We start from the raw sequence: 13815 nt of genomic DNA, 5'->3' as shown, positions 1-13815 counted from the left end.
GGATCCTACGGAAATGATCCCGGATCCTATGTATTCCCTGTGAGAGCGAGCCTGCTCGCGAAAAACGGTGTGTCAGTCGCCGACTGTTTAACTGATCCACCGTCATCGCGAGCAGGCTCGCTCCCACAGGGATTTGCGTGAGTCAGGGCAGCAAAATGATCTTGTCGCCACCGCCCTGATTGACCTCTTCATAGCGCGCCGGCCCTTCAGCCAGCGGCACTTGCATCAGGCCCTGCGGCAGCGGCAAGCGATCCTCATCGAAGAAGCGCCCGAACTGCTCGAGCATCGCCGCGCACGCCTCGACGCCGTACAACAACGAGTTGATCCCGACCACCGAGCCGCCCTTGCGATACAGCGCCAGCGCCGGCAATTGCACATGGCCGTCGACCGGTGCGGCGATGATGGCGATGCGGCCGAAGGTCGCCAGTGCCGCCACCGAGGCGGGCAGCCAGAAACCGGTGGTGTCGAAGATCACATCGGCGCCGCCGCGATACACCGCGTTGACCTGGGAACCGAGGTCTTCTGGCTTATCCAGTTGAATCGTCTGATAGCCCTGCTGCTGCAGATCCGCGACCTGCTCGGGCCGGCGCGCCGCCGCCAGCAATTGCGCGCCGCGCACTTTTGCCAGGGCCAAAGCCGCGGTTGCCACTGCCCCGCCGCCGATCACCAGCAAGCGCGTGTCGGCGCTGACCAGGCTGCGTTCCAGCGCATCCCACGCCGTGGTGTACGGCACGCCAAGGCTGGCCGCCTGAGCGAAACTCAAATGCGCCGGTTTGTGCGCCACGCCACGGGCCGGCAATTTGACGAATTGCGCATGTGCGCCGTCGGCGAAGAAGCCCAGCTCGCGCCCGGTACCCCAGACTTCCTGACCGATCAACGCTTGCGGCCCCTCGACCACCACCCCGGCAAAATCCCGCCCCGGAACCCGTGGCAGTGTGGTGTAGGGAAAACGCCCGAGGACGTTTTTCACATCGCTGGGGTTGAGGCCGGCAGCCTTGATCTGCACCAGCACTTCATCGGCGCCGGGCACCGGGGTCGGAACGTCGACGAAGCGCAGGGAAGACAGGTCGCCGGTCTGATCGAATTGCAACGCTTTCATGGGCACATCCACCGAAAAGAAAAAGGGAAATTCAGGACAACCAGCCAGCGACCAGTTGCCGGCCCAGCGGCCACAACTGCTCACCGGCCAACATGCCAAGCAGACCGACCAGCGCGATGGCCGGTGGGGCGGGAGAACGGAAATCGAGCGCGCCGTAGAGCAGGCCGACGCCCAGGCCGATGGCCAGAGAAATGAGGTAGTTCATGAAAGGAACTCCGCCGCGATAAGTGATGGGCAGAGTCTAGGGAAACGGGCGGAGCGGTATCGGCCAAGGACTTCTGAATTTCGGACAAACCTTCTGCAGCCGCCATAGAACCGTGTGGGAGCGAGCCTGCTCGCGAATGCGGTCTTCCAGTCAGCACTTCATTGCCTGGTGCAAAGCTTTCGCGAGCAGGCTCGCTCCCACATGGATCTGTTCAAGTTGCCGAGAATTGCGAAGGCGCTACGCCAAGCTCCCGGCGAAACATGTCGCTGAAACTGCTCGGTGAATAACCCAGTTCGCGAGCAATGACGCTCACCGCCACGCCCTGAATCAATGCTGCCACCGCCGTCGCCAACTGCACCTGCCGTCGCCATTCGGCGAAGCCCATGCCGAGGCTGTCCTTGAACAACCGCGCCAGGGTGCGCACGCTGGCCCCGGCGTTCTGCGCATGCTGCTCGAACGGGATCTCCAGCGACGGCGCGGCCATCACCGCCTGACACAGATTCATCAGACGCCGGTCGGACTCGTCCGGCAGTGGAATCTTCAACTGCGAACGCCTGGCCCGGCGCAGTTCCAGCAATGCCAGCCCGACCAGTGCATCGTAATACTCAGCCTCGCCGTCATCGCCCTGCGCCACCAGTCCGACGATCAACTCGCGCAGCAGACCACCGACTTCGATCACCTGCACCGTCGCATCCAGCGTCGCCGCCAGCGCCGGGCGCAGGTAGATATTGCGCATCTGCAAATCCGACACCACCCGAATCCCGTGCGGCACCCCCGGCGGCAACCACACCGCCCGCTGCGGCGGCACCACCAGCGCTTCGTGCGGGGTTTCGACCCACATCACCCCGCTCATCGCATACAGCAACTGCCCCCAGACATGCTCGTGCGGCTCGATGAACAAACCACGCGGATAGGTCCGCGCCAGCGGTTGCACGGGCACATCGGTGTCGGTCAGATCAGGGGGCGCGGCGAGGGCCATGGCGAGCGTTCACAGGGGGTTGGCGAAGCCGCCATGGTAACCAGCACGCCGCGCACTCGCCAACGATAGATACCGTCGGACAATCCGAATGAATTTTCCCGGCACAGCGCGATCCGTTTAATACCACAGGGAGGAATTCGGGCTTTATGAACAACGCAAAACTTTACGTCATCGACTACACACTGCATGGCACCCCCAAGTCGTTCATTATCCGCTCGGACAAAATGGACAACGCCGAAGCCTGGCATTGGGCAAGCTGCGACGCGGGCGTGGGTCGCATCCCGCGCTTCGGCCGCGAGAAAGTGCAAAAAACCAGCAAACCGATGGCAGAAAAATTCGGCCTGGAAAACGTCACCTGGCGCCAGACCAACTGACCCCACCGCCTCCACCGCAGGCTTGGCAATCGACAGGGGGAATCGACCGATGACCGACACTTATCACACGGCCCGACTGGACTACGGCCTGACCACCGTCTTCGGCCAGATCACCAAAACGGTGAATTGCGCAGTCGCACTGGAAACGGTCGCGGATGACCCTTACCGCTTCACCTTGTGCGTCCAGGCACCGGTACCGGAAGACCTCCACCAAGCCAAGGTTGTGGTGGTCAAGGTCGAAGGGCGAACACTGCAAGGCACGGTGAGGCACTTTGAACGACAGGAAGACGACAGTCTGAAAATGGAAGTGGAGCCTGATTAGGCTCCACTTTTTTTTGCCGCGCTTATTTCGGATGAGCGCAACCGCAGCCCTTCATCGCACATTCTTCACCGTGTTTGTGGTGATGAGCGCAAGCCTCGCAGCAATAGTGTTTACCGTGTACAGCGTAGGAATGTTCGCCTTCTTTGATCGTGCAGTTGCAGCCCGGGCAGTCGCATTTTTTATCGGACATGGGACAGACTCCTTGCGTAGTGGTTGTCTGAGGCTTGAGTGGTAAGCCGTAAGGGACAGTGTAGAAGGTGGTGTTGCAGGCTGGGTCATTGATGAGAGATTGGGCGACGCAGAGATGGCTTTCGCGAGCAGGCTCGCTCCAACAGAACAGCAAAAGCAAAAGATCGCAGCCTTCGGCAGCTCCTACACACAATGAGCGCAAGCTCGCGTACCGCCCTTGATCTTGCCGTGCCGGCCCCATCGGCAGGCTGAGCGAAGGGATTGATCCGGGCGTGGGAGCGCAGCGACCGTTTGGCGCAGCCAAACACAGCGAGTGTAGGTGCAGCGAAGCAAACCGGAGCCGCTGCGCCAGGATCGGTCCCGCAGCGAAGGAACCCCGAGCCCCAGCGAGCGGGCCGAACGCCGGGGCCAAGCCTTTTGGTTACTTTTTGGCGTCTGAAAAAGTGACCCGCTGTAAAAGCGGAACCGTAATCAGCAACACCCGCAGCAACGGATATGTACACAGTCAAACAAATAAAATCACTGCGCCTGCCGCGAACTCCGATACATAAACACCAAAGCCACCGCCAGACACACCATCGCCAACATCCGACTCGGAGACAAGCCGATCGCCGGATTCCCCAACCAGCCAAAATTGTCGATCAACATCCCCATCCCCAACTGCCCGACAATCACCGCCACCGTCGCCACAGCCGTTCCGACCACCGGCACCGCGCCAACCATCACCATCATGTACACCACACCAAACAGCGCCCCGGTCAACTGCCACTTCGGCACCTCAAGCAGACTCACCGCCTGCGCCGGCTCGAAAAACAGAATCAACAACCCGGTCACCACCGCGCCCACCGCAAAGGTCAGCAGACTGCTACGCAGCACCCCCACCGTTTCACCCAGACGCCCATTGATCGCGGCCTGCACACTCAACACCGCACCGGCCAATACCACCACCACCAACAAAATCACCAGACCCATCACTCACCCCCGCGCAATCAGAACCAAAGCCACCACAATCAAGCCCAACGCCAGCCAGCGCTCGCCGTTGACCTTCTTGCGCGTCGCGCCGAACCAGCCGAAATGGTCGATCAGCACACTCTTGCCGACCTGACCGGACAAAATCGCGATCATCGTCATGGCAATGCCGATATGCGGCGTCGCCAGCGTCAGCACCACCACGTAGATCGGCCCGAGAAACCCGCCGATCAACTGCCAGCGCGGCAACTCGGTCAGCGCCGGACCTTTCTGTGGGCCGGCGAACAGCAAGAGCAAAAACAGGATCGCCGAACCCACGCCGAAGATGCTCAACGTCGCCCACAAATGCCCGACCTGCTCACCCAGCGGCCCGAGCAATCCGGCTTCTACCGACAAGCCCATGCCAGCGAGAATCACCAGCGGCAGCAACAGCAGACGCAACACCGATTTTTTCACCGGTGCAGCAACCACCCCTTCATCCAACGTCTGCATACATAACCTTCCACGCTCAAAAACAATGGCGCGGATTATCGGCTGGCGCCGCTGTGCGATAAATGGGAGCATCCGGACAACACTTTTGCGCAACACGCACAGCGAGACACGGCATGCACGGGCTCAACGAACTCGGATTCAAAGCGTTAAGGCTGTTTGTGGCGGTCCTCGACCACGGCAGTTTTTCCGAAGTCGCCCGCCGCGAAGGGGTCGCGCCCTCCTCGATTTCGCGGCAGATCCAGTTGATGGAACAGGCGCTGAACCAGCAATTGCTCTACCGCCACACCCGCGCCGTCACCCCGACCGAAGCCGGGCGCACGCTCGGCCACCATGCGCGGTTACTGCTGGTGCAATTGGAAGAGGCCGAACAGGCGTTGCAGGAACAGCAAAGCGAACCCACCGGACTGGTGCGCATCAACGCGCCAGTGGTGTTTGGCCAACGCCATCTGACGCCCTGGCTGGGCGAGCTCTGCGCGCGCTATCCGAAGCTGCAACTGGATATCCAGCAAACCGACCATTACGTCGACCCGCTACAGGAAGGCGCCGACCTGCTGTTTCGCATCGGCGCGCTGCACGATTCGAGCATGCAGGCACGCATTGTGGCGCCGCACCGTTTTCAGGTCGCCGCCAGCCCGGCCTACCTCAAACGCCACGGCACGCCGCAGCACCCGGACGAACTCGCGCAACATCAGTGCCTGGCCTACAAAGGCGCGGCCGGTCAGCAGCGCTGGTTTTTCCGCCGCGACGGCGAGGACTGGACGCCATACACGGTCAGAGGCCCGATCACCGGCAACCACGCCGACACCCTGACCCAGGCCGCTCAGCAAGGCCTCGGGCTGGTGATGTTTCCGTCGTGGCTGATTGGCGAAGCGGTGCGCGAAGGCACGCTGGTGCCGGTGCTGAGGGAGTATCAGGTGTCGAACAGCCTGGAACCGCAGCAGATCGCGGTGCTGTGGCCGGGGAGTCGGCGGTTGTCGGTGAAGGTGAGGACGGTGATTGATTTTTTTGTCGAGTGCTTTGGCGAGATTCCTTATTGGGACAGAGCCTGAAGATCAAGAGCCCCCTCACCCTAGCCCTCTCCCTGAGGGAGAGGGAACCGACCGAGGTGTCCCACCTACTGCATCGACCTGAAAAACCGCGTCGACTATGGATTCAAAGCAGGACTTTCAGGTCGGCGTAATCCCCCAATATTCCCCAATCGGTTCCCTCTCCCTATGGGAGAGGGCTAGGGTGAGGGGCTTTTCAGGCCATCAGATACGGAACTGCCCGACCAGCTTGCCCAACCGCTGCCCGAGCTCCGCCAGACTGCGCGACGTTTGCGCGCCCAGTTGCGTTTCATCGGCGACGCTGTCCACCGCCACCGCAATCTGATGCACGCTGCGGTTGATCTCTTCGGCCACCGCCGTCTGCTCTTCCGCTGCGCTGGCGATCTGCGCGTTCATCGAGTTGATCGTCGCGATCAACTGCGCCATGGCGTCCAGCGATGCGCCAGCCTGATTGGCTTGCTGCGAAGTGCCGTCGCCGGCCTCGCTGGAACGGCGCATCGCTTCGACCGCCTGCTGCGTGCCGGCCTGCAAGCGGTCGATCATGCCCTGGATTTCCTGGGTGCTGATCTGCGTGCGGCTGGCCAGCGCGCGTACTTCGTCCGCAACCACCGCAAACCCGCGCCCGGCCTCACCGGCGCGCGCCGCTTCGATCGCGGCGTTGAGCGCCAGCAGGTTGGTCTGCTCGGCAATCGAACGGATCACCCCAAGCACGCCGACGATCGAACTGACGTCCTGCTGCAGGCTGTCCAGCGACACGCCGCTGTTGCGGATGTCGTCGACCAGCGCATGAATCTGTTTGATGCTGCCCGCGACCACGCGCTTGGCGCTCTGGCCTTCTTCGTCGGTCTGCTGAGCGGCGACGGCGGCGTTCTGTGCGCTCTTGGCGACTTCCTGGGCGGCGGCGGACATTTCGTTGATCGCCGTGGCGACCTGATCGGTTTCGTGGCGCTGACGCTCCATGGCCTGATCGGAACGCTGCGCCTGTTCCGAGACCTGGGTGACCAGACCGGTCAGTTGCGTGGTCATCTCGGTGATCTGCCGCACCAGGCCGTGGATCTTGTCGACGAAACGATTGAACGAGCCGGCCAGTTCGCCGAGTTCGTCCTGACTGGTGATGTTCAGGCGCCGGGTCAGGTCGCCCTCGCCCGCCGCGATATCATCGAGGTTGGCTTTCATCAGGGTCAGCGGGCGCAGAATGGTGTTGGCCAGCAGCATCCCCGCCGCCGCGATCACCAACAGCACCAGCACCGCAACGCCGACGATGCTCAGCACCACGCCTTGCACGCGCTCCTGCACTTGCGCCTCGACCTGCGCCACTTGCGCTTCGATGCCGTCGAGGTTGACCGAGGTACCGACCGCCATGTCCCACTTCGGCAGGTATTCGGTGTAGCCGAGTTTCGGCACCAGCACCTTGGCGTTACCCGGCAGCGGTGAGCTGTATTGCAGATAGTGGGTGCCGTCCTTGGCCACTTTGACCAGGCCGAGGTTGACGTAGACGCCGTTCGGATCGCGGTTGTCCTTGAAGCTTTTGCCCACGCCGTCGGGGTCGTTGGCCTTGAACAGACGCACGGTCTCGGAGTCGTAGCCGAAGAAGTAGCCATCCTTGCCGTAGCGGATGCCCGAGAGCAATTTGATCGCTTGCGCCCGCGCCGCGTCATCGCCCGGTGCGGCGGCGTCGTACAGCGGTTTGATCGTGGTCATGGCCACGGCGACGTAACTTTGCAGGGTGGCCTTGGCGTCGCTGAGCAGCCGCTCGCGGGTCTGTTCGACCTCCTTGCGCGCCTGTTCCTGGAGGATGAACAGCGTGGTCACGCTGATGACCAGCGCAAAGAGCAGCACCGGCAGAACGGCAAGGGACAGGACTTTAGCCTTGAGACTCAGGCGCATCGGGGGACTCACTCTTTTGATTTTGTTGGCGTGGTTAAAGGCTTTAACGGCACGCCGGGGCAAAAGTTGAGTCTTGAAACATCGCCGCCCCCCCTGTGGGAGCGAGCCTGCTCGCGAAAGCGTTGGCTCAGCAACCTGTGTGTCGACTGACACGACGCCTTCGCGAGCAGGCTCGCTCCCACATGGGGCAATTGTGGATTTTTTAGAGAACCATCGCCGCGATCCAGCCAAACACCAGCAGCGGCAGGTTGTAGTGCAGGAAGGTCGGCACGACGGTGTCCCAGATGTGGTGATGCTGGCCGTCGATGTTCAGGCCGGAGGTCGGGCCGAGGGTCGAGTCCGAGGCCGGTGAACCGGCATCGCCCAGCGCACCGGCAGTGCCAACGATGCAGACGATGGCGATCGGGCTGAAGCCCAGTTGCACGCACAACGGCACGAAAATCGCTGCGAGAATCGGCACGGTGGAAAACGACGAACCGATGCCCATGGTCACCAGCAAGCCCACCAGCAGCATCAACAAAGCCCCGACGCCTTTGCTGTGATTGATCCAGGCCGCCGACGATTCGACCAGCGTCTGCACCTGCCCGGTGGCCTTCATCACTTCGGCAAAGCCTGAGGCGGCGATCATGATGAAGCCGATCATCGCCATCATCTTCATGCCTTCGGTGAACAGGTCATCGGTCTCGCGCCATTTGACGATGCCCGACACCGAGAAAATCAGGAAGCCGACCAGTGCGCCGATAATCATCGAGTCCAACAGCAACTGCACCACGAATGCCGAAGCGATGGCCACACCGGCAATCATCAGGCTCAGCGGGTTGTAGTGCACCGCCGTCTGCTCGACCTGTTCGATCTTCGCCAGGTCATACACGCGCTTCTTGCGATAGCTGATAAACGCCATCGCCAGGCCGAAAACCATGCCCAGCGCCGGAATGCCCATGGCGTGGGTGACATTGATGCCGCTGATGTCGACGCCGCTGCGGGCGACGTTGGCCAGCAGTATTTCGTTAAGGAAGATGTTGCCGAAACCCACCGGCAGAAACATGTACGGGGTGATCAGGCCAAAGGTCATGACGCAGGCGATCAGACGGCGATCGAGTTGCAGCTTGGTCAGTACATATAGAAGTGGCGGCACCAGCAGCGGAATGAACGCGATATGGATCGGCAGGATGTTCTGCGAGGCAATCGCCACCACCCACAGCAGGCCGATCAGCAGCCATTTGACGTTACCGCCGCCGGTTGCGTGCTGCCGATCCACCATGGCCAGGGCCTTGTCGGCCAGCGCATGGGCCAGACCGGATTTGGCAATCGCCACGGCGAACGCGCCGAGCAAGGCGTAGGACAACGCCACCGTCGCGCCGCCGCCCAGGCCGCTGTTGAACGCCTTGAGTGTTGCGTCGATGCCCAGACCGCCGGTCAGGCCGCCGACCAGCGCCCCGACGATCAGCGCGATCACCACATGCACGCGCGACAGGCTGAGGATCAGCATGACGCCGACGGCTGCTATGACTGCATTCATTTCACTACCTCAAAAAACACTGCGGGTGAAAACACACCGCCAGACAGGATGAGTCCGCCCGGCGCTGGCCGGCGGATTTGTATGAAGGGTCTTATTAGAGGGCGCGCACTGTGCCGCAGAGTGGCGGCGCTGTCAAAGCCCTGTGGCGAGGGGATTTATCCCCGTTGGGTGGCGAAGCCGCCCCCGGCAAACTTCAAAACAACCCTATACGCAGGTCTCACGACTGCCTCGCAGCCGAACGGGGATAAATCCCCTCGCCACAGGACTACAGGACTACCGGACCACAGGACCACAGGCCCCGCATGCGGCAATCGGTCATATTGCGCTCACGGCATAAAGAAAGCCGAAACGCGGCCGCTACAGTGCAAAGTCTCAGATATTTATCGGATAAGGATGTTTTCCATGTCGCTCAGACAACTTTCCATCCAGTGGAAAATCACCCTGCTCGCCGGCCTCTGCCTGGCCGGTATCGTGACCCTGTTGGTCGGTCTTTCGCTGTATCGCATGGAACACAGCTCGGCGCTGGTCAAGGCCTCGAGCATGGAGATGCTCACCGAATCGGCGCAGGCGCGGATCGAATCGCAAGGTGAAGTGCAGGCCGCCGGCATTCGTCAGCAATTCATGGACGCCTATCAGTACGGCCACGGTTTCTCGCGGCAGGTGCTGTTTTTGCGTGAGCAGGCCGAGAAGCGCTTTCTCGATGCCTTCGATCTGCGCGAGGACATGACCCGTCAGGTCAAATCCGCGCTGCAAGCCAACCCGGACCTGCTCGGCCTGTCGCTGGTGTTCGAAGCCAATGCGCTGGACGGCAAGGACGAACTGTTCGCCGATCAGGCTGAACTGGGCAGCAACGACAAGGGCCGTTTTGCCCTGTACTGGTCGCAGCCGACCCCGGGCAAAGTCACTTCGATGGCGCTGCCGGAAAGCGACATGAGCGACACCAGCACCGGCCCCAGCGGTCAGGCTGCGAATGCCTGGTTCACCTGCCCGCGCACCACGCTCAAACCCTGCGTGATCGAGCCGTACTTCTATGTCATCGATGGCCAGAAAGTGCTGATGACCAGCATCGTCTTCCCGCTGCAGGTCAACGGCAAAGTCATCGCCTCGCTGTCGGTTGACATCAACCTCAACAGCCTGCAAGCGATCAGCCAGAACGCCAGTCGCAAGCTGTATGACGGTCAGACCGCCATCAGTATCGTCAGCCCCGCCGGCCTGCTCGCCGGTTACAGCCCGGATGCCGGCAAACTCAGCCAGCGTCTGGATGCGGTGGATCAGGCCAGCGGCAGTGAGTTGCTGCGCTTGCTCGCCTCAAGCACTGGCGTGAGCAGCCTGCACAGCAACGGCCAGTTGAAAGTGCTGTCGCCGTTCCAGCCGATTCCCGATGGGCCGGCGTGGGGCGTGTTGCTCGATGTGCCGGAGCAAGTCCTGGTCAGCCGTGCCGAAGCGCTCAAGCAGCAACTGGATGCGAGCAATACCTCAGGCACGCTGATCGAACTGAGCCTCGGCCTGTTCGCCGCCCTGATCGGTCTGCTGCTGGTGTGGCTGATGGCGCGCAGCGTGACCAAGCCGATCCTCGGTGTGGCGCACATGCTTGAAGACATCGCCAGCGGCGAAGGCGACCTGACCCGGCGTCTGGCCTACGACAAGCAGGACGAGCTCGGCCAGTTGGCCGGTTGGTTCAACAAGTTCCTCGACAAGTTGCAGCCGATCATTGCCGAGGTGAAGCGCTCGGTGCAGGACGCGCGCAACACTGCCGACCAGTCCTCAGCCATCGCCACCCAGACCAGCGCTGGCATGGAGCAGCAATACCGTCAGGTCGATCAGGTCGCCACCGCTTCCCACGAAATGAGCGCCACCGCCCAGGACGTTGCACGCAGTGCCGCCCAGGCCGCCGAAGCCGCCAAGGACGCCGACCGCGCCACCCGCCAGGGTCTGACCGTGATCGACCACACCACCGCGAGCATCGACACCCTCGCCGCCGACATGAGCGCAGCGATGGTTCAGGTCGAGGGCCTGGCCGCCAACAGCGAGAAAATCGGCACGGTGCTGGAAACCATCCGCGCCATCGCCGAGCAGACCAACCTGCTCGCACTCAACGCCGCCATCGAAGCCGCCCGCGCCGGTGAAGCCGGACGCGGTTTTGCCGTGGTCGCCGATGAAGTGCGCAACCTCGCGCGCCGCACTCAGGAGTCGGTGGAGGAAACCCGCCAGGTCATCGAGCAATTGCAGAATGGCACGCAGGAAGTGGTCGGTGCGATGGGCAACAGCCATCGTCAGGCCCAGGGCAGCGTTGAGCAGGTGGGTCAGGCTGTCACGGCGTTGCGGCAGATCGGCGATGCGGTGACGGTGATCAGCGACATGAACCTGCAAATCGCCAGTGCCGCCGAAGAGCAGAGCGCAGTGGCTGAGGAGATCAACAACAACGTGGCGACGATTCGCGATGTGACCGAGTCGCTGTCCGGGCAGGCCAATGAATCGGCTCGCGTGAGCCAGTCGCTCAACAGCCTGGCGAATCAGCAACAGCGGTTGATGGATCAGTTTCGCGTTTGATGCACAAGTGCGGGGTGTCAGTTGCAATCCCCCCTCACCCCAGCCCTCTCCCCCCAAGGGGGGCGAGGGGGAAAGGGAGCCGATCTTCATGCCATTCAAGTCCTGAGTTCGACTCGGATTTCAAGTGGGTGCATCTCTCAAGAACAACACAATCAGTCCCCTCTCCCTCTGGGAGAGGGTTAGGGTGAGGGGCTTTTCAAGGGCTCACCGCCGAGGCAGTTCAATCACCACTTTCAACCCGCCCCACTCGCTTTCGCCCAACACCAGCAAGCCACCCCACGTTTCGACAATATCCCGCACGATCCCAAGGCCGAGCCCATGCCCGTGGGTCTGCTCATCCAGCCGCGTGCCACGGCTGAACACCTGAGTGCGCTGCTCTTCGGGAATCCCTGGCCCATCATCTTCCACGCTCAGGGCAAAGCCGTCAGACCTTTCGATCACACTCAAGCGCACCTCGGCATCGGCCCATTTGCAGGCGTTGTCGAGCAGGTTACCGAGCAGTTCGAGCAAGTCCTCGCGGTCCCACGGCAGTTGCAAACCCGGCGGTGCGACGTAGCTCAAGGCCAGATGCTCGCCGTGAATCATGTTCAAGGTCGCCAGCAACCCTGGCAGCTCGGCATCGCAATCAAACAACGCGCCGGGCAGCGCATCCCCCGACAACCGCGCGCGATTGAGTTCGCGATTGAGGCGCTGCTGCACCTGCTCCAGTTGTTCCTTGAGGATCCTGCGCAGCTCGGGATGGTCATCGAGCTTGTCGCTGGAGGCCAGGCTGAGCAGCACCGCCAACGGGGTTTTCAGCGCGTGGCCGAGGTTGCCCAAGGCATTGCGCGAGCGCTTGAGGCTGTCTTCGGTGTGGGCGAGCAAATGGTTGATCTGCGCCACCAGCGGTTCCAGCTCCACCGGCACCTGATCGTCGAGTTGCGAGCGCTGGCCCTGCTGCAACTGAGCGATCTGCTCGCGCGCGCGTTCCAGCGGTTTAAGGGCGCGGCGTACGGTCAGGCGTTGCAGGAACAGGATCAGCAGCAACGCCGCCAGCCCCAGACCGAGGCCGATCTGGCGCATGCGCTGGAAGCTGTCGCTGACCGGCGTGTAATCCTGGGCGACGCTGATCGAGATCGATTGACCCAGGCGTCGATAGTCCGAGCGCAATATCAACAAGCGTTGCCCGTCCGGGCCAAGTTGCAGATTGCTGTGCAGCCCCGGGTGTTGCAGCAGCGGCAGTTCCTGATCCCACAGCGAGCGCGAACGCCAGTGGCTGTCGGAGAAATCGATGCGAAAGTAGTGCCCGGAAAACGGCCGCTGATAGGCCGGCGACAGATGCCGCTCATCCAGCTGCAAACCTTGCGGGCCGCGCACCAGCGCTACCAGCAGGCTTTCGCTGTCGTTGCGCAGGCCGGCTTCGAGGTAGCGCTGCAAACCGACTTCGAACAACCACAGGCTGGTTTGCGCCAGCACCAGACCGACCACCACCATCACGCTGATCAGACCCAGGCTCAAACGGCGCTGGATTGATCTCATGAAGCTTGTCCGCCGAACAGGTATCCCTGACCGCGACGGGTTTCGATCACGCTTTTGCCGAGCTTGCGCCGCAGGTGATTGACGTGGACTTCGAGGACGTTGGAGTCACGCTCGGTCTCACCGTCGTAGAGGTGTTCGGCGAGGTGGCTTTTCGAGAGGATCTGCTCGGGGTGCAGCATGAAATAGCGCAGCAGGCGGAATTCAGCGGCGGTCAGCTGGATGTCGGCGCCGTCGCGAACCACGCACTGGCGGCCTTCGTCCAGATGCAGGCCGGCGGCTTGCAGGGTCGGCTGGTTGGCCTGGCCCTTGGAGCGGCGCAGCAGCGATTGAATGCGCAGGTACAGTTCTTCCGGGTGGAACGGTTTGGTCAGGTAATCGTCAGCGCCGGCCTTCAGCCCTTCGATGCGCTCGGCCCAGGAGTCGCGCGCGGTGAGGATCAGCACCGGAATCGCCAGACCGGCGGCGCGCCACTGCGCCAGCACGTCCAGCCCCGGCACGCCGGGCAGGCCGAGGTCGAGGATGATCAGGTCATAGGGCTCGCTGCTGCCCTGATACACCGCGTCACGACCATCGGCTAGCCAATCCACCGCGTAGCCTTGGCGCTGCAGGCCGGCGAGCAATTCGTCGGCCAGTGGTACATGGTCTTCCACCAGAAGCAAACGCATC

At 62.2% G+C, this 13815-nt stretch carries 14 protein-coding genes and 1 pseudogene; 5 read left to right on the top strand and 10 right to left on the bottom strand.

The window, feature by feature from the left end:
- Nucleotides 1–142: 142 nt before the first annotated feature.
- The 3 genes from ACV8MC_RS16335 to ACV8MC_RS16325 form a co-directional block, all read right to left on the bottom strand.
- Nucleotides 143–1099: a quinone oxidoreductase family protein gene (locus tag ACV8MC_RS16335; RefSeq protein WP_150634877.1), complete on the bottom strand. Its 957-nt coding sequence runs from the start codon at nt 1097–1099 to the stop codon at nt 143–145.
- A 31-nt stretch (nt 1100–1130) separates the two neighbouring features.
- Nucleotides 1131–1304: a DUF1427 family protein gene (locus tag ACV8MC_RS16330; RefSeq protein ID WP_073471384.1), complete on the bottom strand. Its 174-nt coding sequence runs from the start codon at nt 1302–1304 to the stop codon at nt 1131–1133.
- A gap of 211 nt (nt 1305–1515) precedes the next feature.
- Nucleotides 1516–2283, bottom strand: a complete 768-nt coding sequence (locus ACV8MC_RS16325) for an AraC family transcriptional regulator (protein ID WP_150634876.1) — start codon at nt 2281–2283, stop codon at nt 1516–1518.
- Between the two features lie 146 nt (nt 2284–2429).
- Here ACV8MC_RS16325 and ACV8MC_RS16320 point away from each other — a divergent pair, with 146 nt between their 5' ends.
- The gene (locus tag ACV8MC_RS16320) at nt 2430–2657 is read left to right on the top strand and encodes a DUF6555 family protein (protein WP_016775403.1); all 228 of its coding nucleotides are present in this window, start codon (nt 2430–2432) and stop codon (nt 2655–2657) included.
- Between the two features lie 49 nt (nt 2658–2706).
- Nucleotides 2707–2979 (top strand): hypothetical protein, encoded by a 273-nt coding sequence (locus ACV8MC_RS16315; protein WP_457262629.1) that lies wholly within the window; start codon nt 2707–2709, stop codon nt 2977–2979.
- Nucleotides 2980–3001: 22 nt separating this feature from the next.
- Here the strand turns inward: ACV8MC_RS16315 and ACV8MC_RS16310 are convergent, their stop codons facing one another.
- From ACV8MC_RS16310 to ACV8MC_RS16300, 3 genes are all read right to left on the bottom strand, one after another.
- Nucleotides 3002–3169 (bottom strand): metallothionein, encoded by a 168-nt coding sequence (locus tag ACV8MC_RS16310; protein WP_016775405.1) that lies wholly within the window; start codon nt 3167–3169, stop codon nt 3002–3004.
- Between the two features lie 518 nt (nt 3170–3687).
- Nucleotides 3688–4140 carry a DMT family transporter gene (locus ACV8MC_RS16305; RefSeq protein ID WP_041477232.1) on the bottom strand — a complete coding sequence of 151 codons (453 nt, stop codon included), beginning with the start codon at nt 4138–4140 and terminating at the stop codon, nt 3688–3690.
- 3 nt (nt 4141–4143) lie between these two features.
- On the bottom strand, nt 4144–4629 hold the full coding sequence (locus ACV8MC_RS16300; protein ID WP_457262626.1) for a DMT family transporter: 486 nt from the start codon (nt 4627–4629) through the stop codon (nt 4144–4146).
- Between the two features lie 113 nt (nt 4630–4742).
- Here ACV8MC_RS16300 and ACV8MC_RS16295 point away from each other — a divergent pair, with 113 nt between their 5' ends.
- Nucleotides 4743–5678 carry a LysR family transcriptional regulator gene (locus ACV8MC_RS16295; RefSeq protein ID WP_095182150.1) on the top strand — a complete coding sequence of 312 codons (936 nt, stop codon included), beginning with the start codon at nt 4743–4745 and terminating at the stop codon, nt 5676–5678.
- Nucleotides 5679–5879: 201 nt separating this feature from the next.
- On the opposite strand, the gene ACV8MC_RS16290 is transcribed toward ACV8MC_RS16295, so the two are convergent.
- Both ACV8MC_RS16290 and ACV8MC_RS16285 read right to left on the bottom strand, forming a co-directional pair.
- Complete coding sequence (locus ACV8MC_RS16290; protein ID WP_016775408.1) at nt 5880–7562, bottom strand: methyl-accepting chemotaxis protein; 1683 nt, start codon at nt 7560–7562, stop codon at nt 5880–5882.
- A 202-nt stretch (nt 7563–7764) separates the two neighbouring features.
- A complete protein-coding gene (locus ACV8MC_RS16285; protein WP_206421852.1) occupies nt 7765–9081 on the bottom strand; it encodes a Na+/H+ antiporter family protein in 1317 nt (438 codons plus the stop codon).
- Between ACV8MC_RS16285 and ACV8MC_RS16280 the strand changes: the two are divergent.
- Together ACV8MC_RS16280 and ACV8MC_RS16275 are read left to right on the top strand one after the other, a co-directional pair.
- Nucleotides 9022–10725: pseudogene (locus ACV8MC_RS16280) on the top strand (PDC sensor domain-containing protein); the annotation flags it as partial. The gene ACV8MC_RS16285 and the pseudogene ACV8MC_RS16280 overlap by 60 nt on opposite strands.
- Nucleotides 10726–10875: 150 nt before the next feature.
- Nucleotides 10876–11631, top strand: a complete 756-nt coding sequence (locus ACV8MC_RS16275) for a methyl-accepting chemotaxis protein (RefSeq protein WP_370593523.1) — start codon at nt 10876–10878, stop codon at nt 11629–11631.
- Between the two features lie 204 nt (nt 11632–11835).
- On the opposite strand, the gene ACV8MC_RS16270 is transcribed toward ACV8MC_RS16275, so the two are convergent.
- Together ACV8MC_RS16270 and ACV8MC_RS16265 are read right to left on the bottom strand one after the other, a co-directional pair.
- Nucleotides 11836–13149 (bottom strand): sensor histidine kinase, encoded by a 1314-nt coding sequence (locus tag ACV8MC_RS16270; protein ID WP_056791379.1) that lies wholly within the window; start codon nt 13147–13149, stop codon nt 11836–11838.
- Nucleotides 13146–13814 carry a response regulator transcription factor gene (locus tag ACV8MC_RS16265; protein WP_016775412.1) on the bottom strand — a complete coding sequence of 223 codons (669 nt, stop codon included), beginning with the start codon at nt 13812–13814 and terminating at the stop codon, nt 13146–13148. Before ACV8MC_RS16265 ends, ACV8MC_RS16270 begins: the two co-directional genes overlap by 4 nt.
- Between the last annotated feature and the right edge of the window lies 1 nt (nt 13815).

The organism is Pseudomonas sp. PK-RTE-24 (assembly GCF_054052265.1).
This window is presented reverse-complemented; position numbering and strand designations above follow the sequence as displayed.